General features: G+C 67.2%; 12 protein-coding genes. All 12 read right to left on the bottom strand.

Annotation, left to right across the window (positions count from 1 at the left end; genetic code table 11):
* Positions 1–24: 24 nt before the first annotated feature.
* The 12 genes from cobA to G0D83_RS27240 all read right to left on the bottom strand — a co-directional run bounded on the left by cobA (position 25) and on the right by G0D83_RS27240 (position 15,834).
* Entirely contained in the window at positions 25–828 is an 804-nt protein-coding gene (gene cobA, locus G0D83_RS27295) for a uroporphyrinogen-III C-methyltransferase (RefSeq protein ID WP_164197657.1), read from the bottom strand.
* A gap of 10 nt (positions 829–838) precedes the next feature.
* Positions 839–3,478, bottom strand: a complete 2,640-nt coding sequence (locus tag G0D83_RS27290; RefSeq protein ID WP_164197732.1) for a nitrate reductase — start codon at positions 3,476–3,478, stop codon at positions 839–841.
* Positions 3,478–3,810, bottom strand: coding sequence for a nitrite reductase small subunit NirD (nirD, locus tag G0D83_RS27285; protein ID WP_164197656.1), 333 nt, complete (start codon positions 3,808–3,810; stop codon positions 3,478–3,480). The genes G0D83_RS27290 and nirD overlap by 1 nt, the downstream gene beginning before the upstream one ends.
* Positions 3,807–6,242, bottom strand: coding sequence for a nitrite reductase large subunit NirB (nirB, locus tag G0D83_RS27280; RefSeq protein ID WP_164197655.1), 2,436 nt, complete (start codon positions 6,240–6,242; stop codon positions 3,807–3,809). The genes nirD and nirB overlap by 4 nt, the downstream gene beginning before the upstream one ends.
* Before the next feature lie 5 nt (positions 6,243–6,247).
* Positions 6,248–7,930 (bottom strand): ABC transporter ATP-binding protein, encoded by a 1,683-nt coding sequence (locus G0D83_RS27275; RefSeq protein ID WP_164197654.1) that lies wholly within the window; start codon positions 7,928–7,930, stop codon positions 6,248–6,250.
* Positions 7,931–7,935: 5 nt separating this feature from the next.
* Positions 7,936–9,018: an ABC transporter permease gene (locus G0D83_RS27270; RefSeq protein ID WP_164197653.1), complete on the bottom strand. Its 1,083-nt coding sequence runs from the start codon at positions 9,016–9,018 to the stop codon at positions 7,936–7,938.
* Between the two features lie 111 nt (positions 9,019–9,129).
* Positions 9,130–10,491 (bottom strand): CmpA/NrtA family ABC transporter substrate-binding protein, encoded by a 1,362-nt coding sequence (locus G0D83_RS27265; protein ID WP_164197652.1) that lies wholly within the window; start codon positions 10,489–10,491, stop codon positions 9,130–9,132.
* 272 nt (positions 10,492–10,763) lie between these two features.
* Entirely contained in the window at positions 10,764–11,939 is a 1,176-nt protein-coding gene (locus G0D83_RS27260) for a CmpA/NrtA family ABC transporter substrate-binding protein (RefSeq protein WP_164197651.1), read from the bottom strand.
* Positions 11,936–12,523, bottom strand: a complete 588-nt coding sequence (locus tag G0D83_RS27255; protein ID WP_108964352.1) for an ANTAR domain-containing response regulator — start codon at positions 12,521–12,523, stop codon at positions 11,936–11,938. Before G0D83_RS27255 ends, G0D83_RS27260 begins: the two co-directional genes overlap by 4 nt.
* 195 nt (positions 12,524–12,718) lie before the next feature.
* Positions 12,719–14,041 (bottom strand): FAD-binding oxidoreductase, encoded by a 1,323-nt coding sequence (locus tag G0D83_RS27250; RefSeq protein ID WP_164197650.1) that lies wholly within the window; start codon positions 14,039–14,041, stop codon positions 12,719–12,721.
* A 13-nt stretch (positions 14,042–14,054) separates the two neighbouring features.
* A complete protein-coding gene (locus G0D83_RS27245) occupies positions 14,055–14,873 on the bottom strand; it encodes an ABC transporter permease (RefSeq protein ID WP_108964354.1) in 819 nt (272 codons plus the stop codon).
* 70 nt (positions 14,874–14,943) lie between these two features.
* The gene (locus tag G0D83_RS27240; RefSeq protein ID WP_108964355.1) at positions 14,944–15,834 is read right to left on the bottom strand and encodes an ABC transporter permease subunit; all 891 of its coding nucleotides are present in this window, start codon (positions 15,832–15,834) and stop codon (positions 14,944–14,946) included.

The following is a 15,834-nucleotide window of genomic DNA, read 5'->3' as shown; positions in this document are numbered from 1 at the left end:
CCGAGCTATCGTCAAGAGGATGGCTCAGGCCAGCGCCTTGCCTGTCGCTCCCTCGCACACCCCGGCCTTCGCCATCTTCGGCCAGCTCGCGAGGATCGCCGCGCAGCCCTTTACCCTGTGCTGGACGAGCAGCGCCGGAAGGTCCACGAGCCGCCCGATGATGATCCGTTCGCCCGGCTTCGAGACCTCCACCGCGATGGTCAGCGGCGCATCCTCGGGCATCCCCGTCTCCAGCAGCGACCGGGTGATCCGCTCGGCCTGGCTCACCGCCATGTAGAGCGCCAGCGCGACGCCGGGCCGGGCGTGGCGGGCGCAGTCGGGCAGGGGATCGCCGGCGCGGGCGTGGCCAGTGGCCAGCACCAGCGCATCGGTCTCGCCGCGCGTCGTCAACGGGATGCCGGCGCGGGCGGCGGCGGCCATGGCAGCGGTCACCCCGGGGACGATCTCGGTCTCGATGCCGTGCATCCGCGCGGCCTCGAGTTCCTCGGCGGCGCGTCCGAAGATGCCGGGATCGCCGGACTTGAGACGCACGACATTGCGCCCCCGCAGGGCGGCGGCAACGATGACGGCGTTGATCTGCTCCTGCGGCCAGGCGTGGGCGCCGACCTCCTTGCCGACGAAGACCAGCTCGGCGCGCGGCCCGGCCAGCGCCAGCACCTCGGGATCGACGAGCCGGTCATAGAAGATCACATCGGCTGTCTGAAGACGCGCCGCCGCCCGCAGGGTCAGCAGATCCGCCGCGCCGGGGCCAGCCCCGACGAGGGCGATGGTCCCCTTGGCCGGCATCTCGTCCGGCGTGGCGATGTGAAAGCTGGGAAGAACGCTCATCTCGGGCTCCTCATTCTGCGGCTTCGGGGGTCAAGGTCTTGGCGCGGGACAGCAGGGCCGCGAGCTCGGGGCGGCAGGAGCCGCAGTTGCTGCCCGCCTGCAGCGCCGCGCCGATGGCGTCGACACTCATCAGCCCCTGCGTCTCGATGCCGTCCAGGATGGTGTTCACCCCGACGTTGAAGCAGGCGCAGACCACCGGACCAGGATCGGGCTGGTCGGCGGGGGCGCGTCCGGTGAGCACATGCGGCGCTTCTTCACCGGGCAGCGTGGCGACATGGCTGCGCATCACCCCCACCGGCTCGGGCGAGACGAAGAGCGCGGCGCGCAGCCGGCCCTCGGCGTGAAAGGCGATGCGGACCGAACCACGGCGCGGATCGCTGACCACCTGAGCCTCGGCGCGCGGCAGGTCGAAGAGGCGGCGCGCCTCGGCCTCCCAGTCTTCGGGAGCCTCGCTCCCGGCCATCTCGAGCCGCCAGCCGCTCTCGGTGCGGGCGACCGCCCAATAGTCGCTTTCGGGCGCCATCTCGGTGCAGGAAACGGCAAAGCCGTACCACTTGGCGCTGAAGGGCGCGAGCGCGACCACCGCGCCCTTGCTCTCGGGCTGGCCCGAGATCGGGTCGGTGATGGGGGGCACGAGCGCGTCGATGCGGGCGGCGGGCGCGGTCTCGCCGGTCCAGTGTATGGGGGCAAAGACCTCGCCGCGCTGCACCTTGTCGGTGATGAGGGCCCGCAGGAGGGCCGTTCCGTGAGTGGAGGTGACCCGCACGAGGCTGGCGGGCGCGATCGCCAGCGCCGCCGCGTCCTCGGGATGGATCTCGACGAAGGGCTCGGCGAGATGCGCCGACAGCCGCGGCGAGCGCGCCGTGCGGGTCATCGTGTGCCACTGGTCGCGGATACGCCCGGTGTTGAAGCGGAAGGGGAAGCGACGTGCGGTCTTCTGAGCGAAGTCCTTCCATTTCACCGGCACCATGCGGGCGCGGCCACTCTCGGTGTAGAAGGCGCCGTCGCCAAAGAACCGCCCGCCCCTGCGCGCTCCGGCGTAGGGCCAGCGAAAGGGCGCGAGCGCGTGGTATGCTGCGTCTGAAAGATCGGCATGGCCCGAGATGTCGAAATCCTTGCCGAAACCGCCGGCGATGCCCGAAAGCGCGGCGTGCTCGCGGAAGATCTCGGCGGGGGAGGCATAGTCGAAAGCCGAATGCCAGCCCATGCGCCTTCCCACTTCCGAGAGGATTTCCCAGTCGGGTTTTGCCGCGCCGGGCGCGGGCAGGGCGGCGCGCTGGCGCGAGATGGTGCGGTCGGAATTGGTGACGGTGCCCTCCTTCTCGCCCCAAGCGGTGGCGGGCAGCAGCACATCCGCAAGCCGGGCGGTGTCGGTGGCGGCGGTGATGTCGCTGACCACCACGAAGGGGCAGTCCTTGATCGCGTCACGCACCCGGTCGGCGTCGGGCATGGTGACGGCGGGGTTGGTGTGGATCACCCAGAGCGCCTTTATCCGGCCCTCGCCCACGGCCTGGAAAAGGTCCACCGTCTTCAGCCCGGGCGTGTCGGGGATGGTGGGCGCGGACCAGAATTCGCGCACGGCGGAGCGGTGGGAAATATTCTCGATATCTAGATGGCAGGCCAGCATGTTCGCCAGCCCGCCGACCTCGCGCCCGCCCATGGCGTTGGGCTGGCCGGTGACAGAAAGCGGCCCCATGCCCGGCTTGCCGATGCGCCCGGTGGCGAGGTGGCAGTTGAGGATCGCATTGACCTTGTCGGTGCCCGAGGAGGACTGGTTCACGCCCTGCGAGAAAACGGTGACGACTTTCTTGGTGCGCACGAAGAGATCGTAGAACCGCCGCAGCGTGGCGGTGTCGAGCCCGGTGCGGGCAGGATCATCGTCCGAGGCCGATCCCAACGCGGCTTCGAAACCCTCGACATGGGTGATGAAATCTGCGTCCACCGCGCCCTGCGCGGCGATCTCGGTCAGCAGTCCGTTGAACAGCGCCACATCCGTTCCGGCCTTCAGCGGCAGGTGCAGGTCGGCGGCGTCGCAGGTGGCGGTGCGGCGCGGATCGACCACGACGACCTTCATGCCCGGGCGCGCCTTCTTCGCAGCGACGACGCGCTGGAACAGCACCGGGTGGCACCACGCAAGGTTGCTGCCCACCAGCACCACCAGATCGGCCTCTTCGAGGTCCTCGTAGCTGCCGGGCACGGTGTCGGTGCCGAAGGCGCGCTTGTGGCCTGCCACGGTCGAGGCCATGCAGAGTCGCGAGTTGGTGTCGATGTTGGCGGAGCCGATGAAGCCCTTCATCAGCTTGTTGGCGACGTAGTAATCCTCGGTCAGCATCTGACCCGAGACGTAGAAGGCCACGCTGTTCGGCCCGTGCTCGGCGATGGTCTCGCGGAAGCGCAGGGCGACGAGGTCGAGCGCGGCATCCCACTCGCTGTCGAGCCCGTTGACCCGCGGCTTCAGCAACCGGCCCTCAAGCCCCACCGTCTCGCCCAATTGCGAGCCCTTGGAGCAGAGGCGCCCCTTGTTGGCCGGGTGCGCGGGGTCGCCGCGCACGACGAGCCCGCCCGCCCCGTCGGGGCGCAGCAGCACGCCGCAGCCGACGCCGCAATAGGCGCAGGTCGAGCGGATTTCAGGCAGGCCCGAGCCGTCCATCACGCGGCGCTCCGCTTTCCGACGGCATGGCCGTCGAGCAGGATACGCGCCCCCTCGAGCCGCACCGGGTAGGTGGCGATGCGACCCTCGTCGGCGCCCTGCGCCTCACCGGTGTGGAGGTCGAACACCCAGTTGTGCAGCGGGCAGGTAACCTTCTGGCCGTGCACGATGCCCTCCGAGAGCGGCCCCGCCTTGTGCGGGCAGGCGTTGGAGGCGGCGAAAACCTCCGCCTCGGCGGTGCGGAAGATCGCCACGCAGCCCACGGGGGTCTTTACCAGCCGCGCCCCGCGCAGGGGGATGTCGTCGATATGTCCGATGTCGATCCAGCTCATTCCGCAGCCTCCAGCGTGAGATCGGCGAGCGGGTGGAAGCGGCGCGCCACCTCCGGTTTGGCCCGCTCGGCCCAGGGGTCCTTTTGGTAGACGGATTGCGACAGGTCGAAACGCTCGACCAGCGCTTGCCGCTCAGCGGCATCCGCGAGGGTTTCCTTCACCCAGTCGAGCCCCACCTTGGCGACCCATTTGTAGGGCCTGTCGAGATACTTGGCGTGCTCGCGGTAGAGCTGGATGAAGGCGACGGTCCATTCCATCGCCTCTTCCTCGGTGCGCACGTCCACCAGACGCTCGGTCTCCTTCACGTCCATGCCCGCGGCCCCGGCGACGCCGATCTGGAAGCCAGAGTCGACGCAGACGATGCCGACGTCCTTGCAGGTGGCCTCGGCGCAGTTGCGCGGGCAGCCCGAGACGCCGAGCTTGACCTTATGCGGCGTCCAAGAGCCCCACAGCCTCCGCTCGAGCGCGATGCCGAGCCCGGTGCTATCCTGCGTGCCGAAGCGGCACCAGTCGCTGCCCACGCAGGTCTTCACCGTGCGCAGACCCTTGGTGTAGGCGTGGCCCGAGACCATGCCGGCCTGATTGAGGTCATGCCAGATGGCGGGCAGGTCTTCCTTTTTCACCCCCAGAAGGTCGATGCGCTGGCCGCCGGTGACCTTGACCGTGGCGCCGTATTTCTCGGCCGCCTGTGCGATGGCCATCAATTCCTGCGGGGTGGTCATGCCGCCCCACATGCGGGGCATCACGCTATAGGTGCCGTCCTTCTGGATGTTGGCGTGGTTGCGCTCGTTGACGAAGCGGCTCTGCGGGTCGTCCACGTAGTCGAGCGGCCAGTCGGCGAGCAGGTAGAAGTTCACCGCCGGGCGGCAGACATGGCAGCCGTTGCGCGTGGTCCAGCCGAGTTCCTGCCAGACCGCCTCCTGCGATTTAAGCTCCTGCGACTTAATCAGGCGGCGCACGTCCTCATGGCTGAGATCGGTGCAGCCGCAGATGGATCGCGCGGCGGGGATGACGAAGTCATCGCCCAGCGTTGCGCCGAGCAGTTGCTCGACCAGCCCGGTGCAGGTGCCGCAGGAGGCACTCGCCTTGGTGGTGGCGCGGATCGCCCCGAGGTCGGTCGCGCCGGTGAGGATGGCATCTTCGATCTGTCCCTTGCAGACGCCGTTACAGCCGCAGATCTCCGCGTCACGCGGTAAGGCTGCAACGGCCGCCATAGGGTCCGCAGCGGCCCCCCCCTGGTAGGCCGGTCCGAAGATCAGCGTCTCGCGCATCTCCTCGACGTCGGTGGCGTCCTTGATAAGGCCGTGGAACCACGCGCCGTCGGCGGTGTCGCCATACATGACCGCGCCGATCAGGCGATTGCCCTTGAGGATCAGCCGCTTGTAGACGCCGCGGGCCGGGTCGCGGAAAACAATGTCCTCGCGGCCGTCACCTTCGGCGAAATCGCCCGCCGAGAAGAGATCGCAGCCGGTGACCTTGAGCTTGGTGGCAACTTCCTTCTGCAAGAAGCTCGCCTCCTGCCCGAGCAGGGTCTTGGCCAGCACCTTGGCCTGATCGTAAAGCGGCGCGACAAGGCCGAAGATCGCCCCGGCGTGCTCGACGCATTCGCCAAGCGCCAGAACATCGGGGTCCGAGGTGACCATCTGGTCGTCGACGACAATGCCGCGGTTCACCTCAAGCCCCGCCGCCTTGCCGAGCGCGGTGCTCGGGCGGATGCCGACGGCCATGACCAGCAGGTCGCAGGGCAGCTCGGTGCCGTCATCCAGTTGCAGCGCGCGGACATGGCCGCGGTCGTCCGCGAGGATCTGCTTGGAGTTGGCCTTGCAGTGGATGCGGATGCCCTTGTCGACCAGCGACTTGCGCAGCAAGTAGCCCGCCGCCTCGTCGAGCTGGCGCTCCATCAGGTGGCCCATGATGTGCACCACGTCGACCTCGGTGCCGCGTGCGGCCATGCCGGCGGCGGCTTCCAGCCCCAGAAGGCCGCCGCCGATGACAACCGCCCTTTTGGCCGCGCCAAGCGCCATCATCGCCTCGGTGTCCTCAAGGTCGCGGTAGGGGATGACGCCCTCCAGGTCATGTCCCGGAAGCGGGATGATGAAGGGGTTCGACCCGGTGGCGATGACCAGCTTGTCGTAGGGCAGGGTGCCTTTCTCGCCGGTAACCACCTTTGCAGCGGTGTCGATCGCCACGACCTTCTCGCCGAAGCGGCAGGTCACGCCCCGCTCTTCGTACCAAGCGGCGTCATGGGTGACGATGTCCTCGTAGGTCTTTTCACCCGACAGCACTGGCGAGAGCATCAGCCGGTTGTAGTTGCCGCGCGGCTCGGCGTTGAAGAGCGTGATGTCATAGGCGCCGGGCGCCTCGTCGATCAGATGTTCCAGCATGCGGCCAGAGGCCATGCCGGCACCGATCACGATGAGTTTCTTCGCCATCTTGGTCACTCCGCTGCGATGGCCTTGGCGGCCGGTTGGGGTTTGGGCTTGGCGCCGTGTTCATATTCTTCGAGGAAATCGAGCACTTCCTGGCGGTAGGCGTAGTAGTCGGCGTGCTCGAGCAGCGCCTTGCGGGTGCGCGGGCGGGGCAGGTTCACATCGGTGATCTTGCCGATGGTGGCCTGCGGGCCGTTGGTCATCATCACCACGCGGTCAGCCAGCAGGATCGCCTCGTCGACGTCATGGGTGACGCAGATCGCGGTGACCTTGGTGCGGCTCCAGACCTCCATCAGCACTTCCTGCAGCTCCCAGCGGGTGAGGCTGTCGAGCATACCGAAGGGCTCGTCGAGCAGCAGCAGCTTGGGCGAGAGCGCGAAGGCGCGGGCGATGCCGACGCGCTGCTTCATGCCGTTGGACATGTCGGCGGCGCCGCGGTCCATGGCATCGGCCAGCCCGACCCGTTCGAGGTAGTATTCCACAACGTCCTGACGTTCGGCCTGGCTGGCCTTGGGATAGACCTTGTCGACGCCGATGGCGCAGTTCTCGCGGGCGGTGAGCCAGGGGAAGAGGTTCGGCGACTGGAACACCACGGCGCGCTCGGGATCGGCCCCTTCGACGTGGCGGCCATCGAGCTTGATCGCGCCCTTCGAGATGCCGTTGAGCCCGGCGGCCATGGTCAGCACGGTGGACTTGCCGCAGCCCGAGTGGCCGATCAGCGAGATGAACTCGCCGCGGTTGACCTTGAGGTTGAAGTCCTCGACCACCGTCAGCGGGCCCTTGGGGGTGGGGTAGATTTTGTGCAGCTGGCTGAAGTCGAGGAAACGCTCGTCGATCATTCCTTCCTGCGCCTTCTGCACCGCAGCGGGCACGGCGTGGATCGGGGTGACGTTTGGCAGGATGCGCGAGCCCTCGACCTTTGCCTTGATGCCGACGTCCATCAGGTAGCCGGTGACCTCGGCGCGCAGCTTCTTGAACCCCTCGTGGTGGTTCATCTCGCTGCGTTCGCGCGGGCGGGGAATGTCGACGCGGAATTCGGCGCCCAGCGTGCCGTCGGGGTTCAGCGAGATGATCCGGTCGGCGAGGGTAATCGCCTCGTCGACGTCGTTGGTGATCAGCACGCAGGTCTTCTTGTCCTGCTCCCAGATCGCCTCGATCTCGTCGGCGAGGTTGGCGCGGGTCAGCGCGTCGAGCGCCGAGAGCGGCTCGTCGAGCAACAGCATCTCGGGCGACATGGCCAGTGCCCGGGCGACGTTGACGCGCTGGCGCATCCCGCCCGAGAGCTCGGCAGGACGGCGGTGCGCGGCGTGGCTGAGGCCGACCATCTTGATGTAATGGGCGGTCTTCTTCGATTTCTCGGTCTTGGTCATCTCGGGGAAGACCGCGTCGAGCGCGAGGCGCACGTTGCCCTCCACCGTGAGCCAGGGCATCAGCGAGTAGTTCTGGAAGATCACGCCGCGCTCTGGGCCGGGGCCCTCGATGTCGTAGCCCTTGAAGGCGACGCGGCCTTTGCTCGGCGTCTCGAGCCCGGCCATCAGGTTGATAAGCGTGGTCTTGCCGGTGCCGGAGAAGCCGAGGATGACAAGGAACTCGCCCTCCTCGACAGTCAGGTTGATGTCCTTCAGCACGTGGGTCGCCTGGGTGCCCTCGCCGAAGCTTTTCGAGACGTTCTGGAACTCAAGGATGGCCATTGCGCTCACCGGTTGCTCGAGAAGGTGAAGAGGGATTGCAGGGCATACATCACGCGGTCCAGCAGGAAGCCGATGATGCCGATGGTGAAGACCGCGACCATGATCTTGGCCAGCGACGACGACGAGCCGTTCTGGAACTCGTCCCAGACGAACTTGCCGAGGCCTGGGTTCTGGGCGAGCATCTCGGCGGCAATCAGCACCATCCAGCCCACGCCGAGCGACAGGCGCAGACCGGTGAAGATCAGCGGCAGGGCCGAGGGCAGCACCAGCTTGGTGATCTTGGTGTAGGTGTTCATCTTGAGCACCTTCGAGACGTTCACCAGATCCTTGTCGATCGAGGCCACGCCAAGTGCGGTGTTGATCAGCGTCGGCCAGAGCGAGCAGAGCGTCACAGTGATCGCCGAGATCAGGAAGGATTTGGAGAACATGCCGTCGTTGGTGGCATAGGCAGCCGAGACCACCATGGTTACGATCGGCAGCCAGGCCAGCGGCGAGACTGGCTTGAAGATCTGCACCAGCGGGTTGATCGCGGCATTGGCGGTGGGCGAGAGGCCCGCGCAGATTCCCAGCGGAATGGCGACGGCGGAGGCGATCAGGAAGCCGAAGAAGACGGTTTTGATCGAGGTCCAGATCTGCTGGTAGTAGCTCGGCGCGCCAGTGTAGGCAACGTCCTTGACCTGATCGGGCTTGCCTGCGGCGATCAGCTTTTCGTTGCGCTGCGCCACCATGGTTTCGAACTTGGCCTGCTTGGCGGCCTTGGCCTGCGCATCATGGTGCAGGTTCACCGCCTCGGACCAGACCTGCGCCGGGCCGGGCACCGCGCCGAGAGAGGTCTGTACCTGCGGTGCCAGCGTGCCCCAGAGCAGGAGGAAGGCGGCGATGGCGACAAGCGGCACACCCAGCAGGCGCCAGACATCCTTCATCTGGGCGCGGGGGTTGTCGCCGGCGGCGGCCTTGAGCAGCGGGGTGATCCAGGCGAGGCCGAGCACCTTGAACCAGGCATCCGCCTTGTTGATGCGGGTGAAGAGACGCGCCCGGCGAGCCTCGCGCTCGGCGTCTCGGGCGAAATCGGGGTCGACGGTGGTCATTTGTCCGGTCCTTGGTCTGGATGGCGCGGGGGGGAGCGGCGCGCATCGGGATGAGGAAGAGGGAGGGGGGGGCGGACGCGTGGCGCCCGGCCCAGAGGGGGGCAGGCGGGGTCAGCCCTGGACTTCGTTGCCGATGACCTTCTGGTCGCCCTTCAGGCCGATCGGCAGGCTCTCGAGATAGGCATTGGGCGCCTTGCCGTCGTAGGCGATGCCGTCGATGATGTCCTCGGACGGGGTCGGCGCCTTGTAGCCGTCACTGGCCCAATCGAAGTAGGCCTCTTTGGCCAGCCCCTCGTCGACCAGCGCGCGGGCGGCCTCGAGGTAGATCTCCGGCTTGTAGACCGACTTCGCCACCTCGTCGTACCAGCTGTCGGGCTTGGCTTCGGCGATCTGGCCCCACCGGCGCATCTGCGTGAGGTACCAGACGGCATCCGAGTAGTAGGGGTAGGTGGCGTTGTGCCGGAAAAAGACGTTGAAGTCCGGCACCTCGCGCACGTCGCCCTTCTCATACTCGAAGGTGCCGGTCATCGAGTTTGCGATCACCTCGGCGTCGGCGCCCACGTATTCCGGCTTCGACAGCATCTGCACCGCTTCCATGCGGTTGGCGTTGTCATTCTCGTCGAGCCACATGGCAGCACGGATCAGCGCCTTGACCACGGCCTTGGTGGTGTTGGGGTTTTCCTCGGCGAACTCGGCGGTGATGCCGAAGACCTTCTCAGGGTTGTTCTTCCACAGCTCGTAGTCGGTGATCACCGGCACGCCGATGCCCTTGAACACCGCCTGCTGGTTCCAGGGCTCGCCCACGCAGTAGCCCGAAATGGTGCCGGCCTCGAGCGTGGCGGGCATCTGCGGCGGCGGGGTGACCGAGAGCATGACGTCGGCGCCGATCTGGCCCGAGATGTTCTCCGGGGAATAGAAGCCCGGGTTCAAGCCGCCGGCGGCGAGCCAGTAGCGCAGCTCGTAATTGTGGGTCGAGACGGGGAACACCATGCCCATGTTGAAAGGCTTGCCCTCGGAGTTGAACTTCTCGACCACCGGCACCAGCGCCTCGGCGCTGATCGGGTGCTGCGGCAGACCGGCGTCGGTTTCCGGGATGTTCGGCTTCATCATCTCCCAGACCTCGTTCGACACGGTGATGCCGTTGCCGTTCAGGTCCATCGAGAAGGGCGTGATGATATGCGCCTCGGTGCCATAGCCGATGGTGGCGGCGAGCGGCTGGCCAGCCAGCATGTGGGCGCCATCGAGGGTGCCGCCGATCACCCCGTCGAGCAGCACCTTCCAGTTGGCCTGCGCCTCGAGCGTGACAAAGAGCCCCTCGTCGAGGAAGTAACCCTGCTCGTAGGCTACCGCGAGCGGCGCCATGTCGGTCAGCTTGATGAAGCCGAAGGTCAGCTCGTCCTTTTCCAGCTCCTGGGCCATGGCCGGGGAGATCAGCGCGGTGGAGGTGGCGAGAGCGATGAGAAGTTTCTTCATGTTCGTTCCGTCCCTTGTTGGAAGGTCCGGAATGGGATGCGCCCGGACCAAGACAAAAAGCCGCTGACTCACCGTGACGGATGTCACGGGGTCGAGCGGCTTTGCTCATGGATCCCAGGCATTGGGAGAAATCTTCGGGTCGGGCGCCATTGCCTGACCGTGAGACTCTGTGTGCCTCAGTGGAGACCGTGGATCAAAGGGAAATCCCTATTCCTGCGCTGGAGTCAGGGTATTTTGCGCAGCCTCCTTGCTGCATGCGCAAAATCGCGGCATCAGCCTCCGCGCGGCTCAAAAATGCGGCCATCGAAGAATTCGTCAGGGCCGAGAAACAGCCGGCCTGATTCCGAGGCGACGGGGAGCCTTGTAGTCAGGCTTCCCTCGAGCTTCGACGAGGCGCCGGGCAGATCGGCGCTGGTTCCGGCCAGCGCGGCGCGATGCAGGTCCGAGCGGAAGGTGGCTCGGGCGGCCCCAGCCGCGGCCTCGGGGTCGAGCCGCGCGCGGGCGGCAAGCTGGCGGCCGATCCATTCGGCCTGGCTGCGCCAGGGGAAGGTGGCGGCGCCGTCGTGGAATTCGAGCATCCGCGGGACCTGCCGCTCCTCGCCCTGCGCCGAGATGACCATGCGCCCGGTGAGCGCCCGGTCGAGCACCTCGGCGGGCAGGCCGAGATAGTCGGGGCGGCTGAGGATCTCGGAGGCGAGCGAGCGCGAGGCGGGCTCCGCGAGCCAGCGGCCGGCGCGCCAGGTGGCGCGGATCAGCCGGCTCAGCAAGGACTGCTCGGTCTCGGCCCAGTCGCTGCGGATCGCCAGTACCTTTTCCGGGGCGAAGGACCAGATCGCGGTGCCCGGCAGCAAGAGCGCGCCGACACCGTTTTCTACCGCGATGCTGCCCCAGGGCTCGCCGACGCAGAAAGCGTCGATCTCGCCCGCCTCCAGAGCATCGGCCATGAGCGGCGGCGGAACGGTGCGCACCTGCAGCGCCTCGGGCACCGACAGGCCAAGGGCGGAAAGCCAGTAGTAGAGCAACTCGGCATGCATCGAGAAGGGGAAGGGCACACCGATGCGCAAGGTTTCGTCGGTGGCGGCGATCAACGCCTCGCCCGCGGCGCGGGCGTCGTCGAAGCCGAAGTCGTGGCCTTGCGCCCGCAGCTTCTCGGCCAGTGCGTTGCTGACGCCGATGACATTGCCATTGACCGAGAGCACCGAAACCGCCGAGAGCGGCACACCGGCGCCGCCAAGACCCAGCGCGCTCGCCACCGGCACCGGCGAGAGCATGTGGGCGGCATCCACCCGCCCGAAACTGAGCATGTCGCGCAGGCTCGACCACGAGGGGGCGCGCTTGAGGTCGAGGGCGATGCCTTCCTCGGCGGCATAGCCCATCTCCTGCGCGATGATCAGCGGCGCGGAATCGGTGAGGGGAATGAACCCGACAGACAGCGTGGTGGTCTTCATCCCAGCAGCCCCGCCGCGGTCACCAGCGCTTGCGCCACGTCGGCGACACGCTTGCCCTGGTCCATCGCGGCCTTGCGCAAGAGCGCATAGGCCTCGTCCTCGCCGACGCCTCTGGCCTTCATCAGCATGCCCTTGGCGCGGTCGATCACCTTGCGCTCTTCGAGCGCGCGCTTGGTCTCGGCCAGTTCGGTGCGCATCCGCTGGAACATGCGGAAGCGGGCGATGGCGGCGTCAAGCACCGGCTTCACCCGCTGCGGCGTCAGCCCGTCGACCACATAGGCCGAAACCCCCGCCTCGATCGCCGCGTCGGTGAGCCCGTCGCCGGAGCGGTCGACGAACATCGCGACCGGGCGCTCGAGCGGGCCGGAGGCGAGCGCCAGCTCCTCGAGCATATCGCGCGAGGGGCTTTCCAGATCGATCAGCACCACGTCGGGGCTGAGCTGCTGGATGCGCCGGGCAAGGCCGGGGATTTCCGAAACGACGTGGATGTCGAACTCGCCGGCTTCGCGCAGGCTCTGCTGGATCAGCAGGGCGCGTTCCCGGTCGGTTTCCACGATGGCGATGGAGAGTGAGGCGGAGGACATGGCTCCTATCGGCCACGCCGGCGCGGGGGTTGTAAAGCTGGCGCACGCGCGGAAGGTGGTATGAAATGGGCAGCCGATGAAATATTGGGCGGTTGGGCGCCGCGGGTCTGTCAGCGACGGGGCCGCGAGGGCACTGCCCGCGTCGCGCACGGCGCCCACCCCCGGCGAATAGCGCCGCCTAGAAAACGCAGCGAGTCAGAGATCGAAGAGCGCGGCGCCGAGATAGGCGGGGGCGAGCAGGGCGCGGCGGAATCGGCCAAGGGGGAAGCGGCTCGGCGGCGTCTGCAGCGCCACGGGATAGGGGGTGCGGGGGGATTTGCCCTGCACGAGATCGGCCAGCATCAGGCCGGCGTGGCTGCCCATGGCGACGCCGTTGCCGTGAAAGCCCATGCCGGCGAAAAGCCCCGGGTGATCGGGGACCGCACCGACGAAAGGGGTAAGCCGCGCCATCAGGCAGACGAGGCCGGCCCATTCGTGGCTGATCGTCACGTCCCTCCAGGCGGGGAACATGGCGTGGAACTCGCGGCGGATCCTCGCGCTGATCGCCCTTTGCGCACGGGGCGTGGCGGTAAGCCCGCCGCGCATGCCAAAGAGGAAGCGGTTGTCGGGCAGCAGGCGGAAATAGTGCAGCAGCTGGCGGGTGTCATAGGCCATCTGGCGCGAGGTCCAGCCTGCGGCGGCGCGCTGCATCTCGGTGAGCGGCTCGGTGACGATGACACTCGACTGCACCGGCATGTAGCGCCCCCGCAGCCAGTCGGGAAGGTCCTCGGACGAGTAGCCATTGGTGGCGAGAATCACGCGGTCCGCCGTGAGCGTCGCCTGCGGCGTGCTGAGGTTCCATTTGCCGCCCTCTCGGCGCAGCGCGGTGACCGGGCTGTGCCCGTGCAGCGTGGCGCCCTTTGTCTGGGCGGCGCGGGCGAGGCCGGCGTGGTACTTGCGCGGGTTCAGCGCGAAGCCGAGCGGTGTGGTCATGGCGCCGTAGAAGGGCCCGCCGAGCCCCTCGGCGGCCAAGCCCTCCTGCGGGGTGAGCCGGGGTGTGACGCCGTAGAGCGCGGGCATCGTCTCGGCGTCGGTCTTTAAAGACGCCCATGCGCGGGGCGTATGGGCGAGCAGCGTCTCGCCTTCGGAATGGGTGTCGGCCGCGATGCCGTACGCAGAGATGAGGCCAGCCGCGGTGTCGATGGCGGCGCGCTCGGTCTGGCACCAGGCGCGCAGGCCCTCCTCGCCGAACCGCTTTCGCAGCAGCGCATGGGGCGCCTTGGCGCCACCGAGACAGCAGAAGCCGCCGTTGCGCCCGGAAGCGCCGAAACCGGGGTGGTCGGCCTCGAGCACCGCCACTTCGACGCCGTCCTGCGCGAGATGCAGCGCGGCGGAAAGCCCGGTGAAGCCGCCGCCGATCACCGCCACTTCGACGTGGCGCGGAGCGCTCGGCGCGGCCCAGTCCATCGGCGGCACGGTGTCGGCCCAGAAGCAGGCGCCCTGCGGCCCGTAGGCCGCAGCTTCGTATATGCGTTGCATGGCTGTCTTTCGGTTACTCGGCGCGGATGGCCGCCTGTTCGTCACGCTTTTGCGCCACCGCCGCCCGCTTGGTCAGGATCGAGGCGGTGATGACCCCGATGGTCACGATGGCAATCATGATCGTCGAGAGCGCGTTGATCTGCGGGCTGACGCCGAGGCGCACCGCCGAGAAGATCTTGATCGGCAGGGTCGTGGCCGAGGGGCCGGTGGTGAAGCTGGCGATCACCAGATCGTCGAGCGACAGGGTGAAGGCGAGCAGCCAGCCCGAGATCACCGCAGGTGCGATGATCGGCAGGGTGACCAACCGGAAGGCCTCGAAGGACGAGCAGCCGAGATCCAGCGCCGCCTCTTCCAGCGAGCGGTCGAAGGTGGTCAGCCGCGAGGAGACCACCACCGAGACGTAACACATGGAGAAGGTGGTATGCGCCAGCACGATGGTGAAGACGCCGCGGTCGAGATTGATGCCGATGAAGAGCAGCAGCAGCGCGAGGCCGGTGATCACCTCGGGCATCACCAGAGGCGCGTAGATCATCCCCGAGAACAGCGTGCGCCCGTGGAAGCGCCCGGCACGGACCAGAACGTAGGCGGCCATTGTGCCGAGGATCGTGGCGAGGGTCGAGGAAAAGACCGCCACCTTCAGCGTCACCCACGCGGCGTCGAGGAAGGCCTGATCGCGCAGGAGCTCGCCGTACCATTTGGTCGAGAAACCCGCCCAGACGGTGACGAGACGGCTTTCGTTGAAGCTGTAGAAGACCAGCAGCACCATCGGCAGGTAGAGGAAGGCGAAGCCGAGGGTCAGCGAGACCGTGTTGAACCAGCTGAAGCGTCTCATGCCCGGCCTCCCTTGGTGCGGCCGGCGGTGCGGCGGGTGCGTATTTGGAAAGAGAAGAAGGGGGCGGCGCTCATCCTTCGGCCTCCCGCTGCTTCTGTTCGTTGCGCTGGAAGAGGATGATCGGGATGATCAGGATCAACAGCAGCACCACGGCCACGGCGCTCGCCACCGGCCAGTCTCGGTTCGAGAAGAACTCTTCCCAAAGCACCTTGCCGATCATCAGCGTGTCGGACCCGCCAAGCAGCGAGGGGATGACGAATTCGCCGATGGTGGGGATGAACACCAGGAAACAGCCGGCGATGATGCCGTTGCGCGACAGCGGCCAGGTGACCAGCCAGAAGGCCGCGAAGCGCGAGCAGCCGAGATCCTCGGCTGCCTCGAGCAGCGAGCCGTCGAGCTTTTCCAGCGCCGAGTAGATCGGCAGGATCATGAAGGGCAGGTAGGTGTAGACCACGCCGATGTAGACGGCGGTGGTGGTGTTCATGATCTGCAGCGGCGTGTCGATGATCCCGAGCCACAGCAGCAGCTGATTGAGGACACCCTCGTTCGACAGGATTCCCATCCACGAGTAGACGCGGATCAGGAAGGAGGTCCAGAACGGCAGGATTACCAGCATCAGCAGGGTCGGGCGCCATTCCTCGGGGGCGCGGGCCATGGCGTAGGCCACCGGGTAGCCGACCAGCAGCGTCAGAAAGGTCGAGATCGCGGCGATCTTCAGCGAGCTGAGGTAGGCCTTCCAGTAGAGATCGTCGGTGGTCAGGAAGGTGAAATTCTCGAAGTCGAGCTCGGAGAAGAAGGTCTTCAGCCCTTCCCAGCCGGCGGCGAAATCGAGCTGCGGCGTGTAGGGCGGTCGGGCCAGCGCGATGTCAGAGAGCGAGATCTTCAGGACGATCAGGAAGGGCACCAGGAACAGCGCCAAGAGCCACAGGTAGGGGATCGCGATGAGGGTGAGGCGGCGCAT

The organism is Salipiger sp. PrR003 (genome assembly GCF_010500785.1).
Classification (GTDB): domain Bacteria; phylum Pseudomonadota; class Alphaproteobacteria; order Rhodobacterales; family Rhodobacteraceae; genus Salipiger; species Salipiger pacificus_A.
This window is presented reverse-complemented; position numbering and strand designations above follow the sequence as displayed.